This window comes from Bradyrhizobium sp. SHOUNA76 (assembly GCF_023006445.1).
In the GTDB taxonomy this organism is placed as follows: Bacteria; Pseudomonadota; Alphaproteobacteria; order Rhizobiales; family Xanthobacteraceae; genus Bradyrhizobium.
This window is the reverse complement of the sequence record NZ_JALBHA010001137.1, coordinates 1-513: the sequence shown is the minus strand read 5'-3', so window position 1 is coordinate 513 and position 513 is coordinate 1. Positions and strand designations below refer to the sequence as shown.

Below are 513 nucleotides of genomic sequence, written 5' to 3'. Positions count from 1 at the left end.
AGAGGCGGGCGAACGAGCCGGGGGCTGCCACCACGAAGCCCCCAAAGGGCGCAGAAGCCTTGTGCAGGGCGGGCAGTTCCGACTTGCGCAACACCGGCAGGCCCGCCAGGGCCGCTCTGGAGGTCACGGCGGCGGGATCGAGGCCTCTTAGCCGCTCGGCATAGGCCGGGGCGGCCATCGCGGCTCGCAGCACCTCCGGCAGGCGGGAGAACAGATCGGCCTCGCGCGCTGCTGGCTCACGCGTCTCGCGGGCGTCGTAATGGGCGGTCATGGCTGTTCTTTCCGTGTTGGCATCCGTTGCGCGCCGCCACCGGCATGGGTATCAGACCGCCATTGGCAAGGCCGAGAGAGGACCCGATGGCGGACGTAGGAAACATTGCGGCGCATGAGGCTGCCGATGTCGTCGTGCGCCTGAAGCGGCGCATGATCGACGAGGCGCTGCCGCTGTGGTCGACCGTCGGCTGGGATCAGGCCACGGGCGGCTTCATCGACCGGCTGCACCGCGACGGGACT

General features: G+C 69.8%; 2 pseudogenes. One reads left to right on the top strand and one right to left on the bottom strand.

Annotated features, from left to right (window positions below):
- Positions 1-271, bottom strand: a pseudogene (locus MOV74_RS40165) (phenylacetate--CoA ligase family protein); the annotation flags it as partial.
- Between the two features lie 86 nt (positions 272-357).
- Here MOV74_RS40165 and MOV74_RS40160 point away from each other — a divergent pair.
- Positions 358-513, top strand: a pseudogene (locus MOV74_RS40160) (mannose-6-phosphate isomerase); the annotation flags it as partial.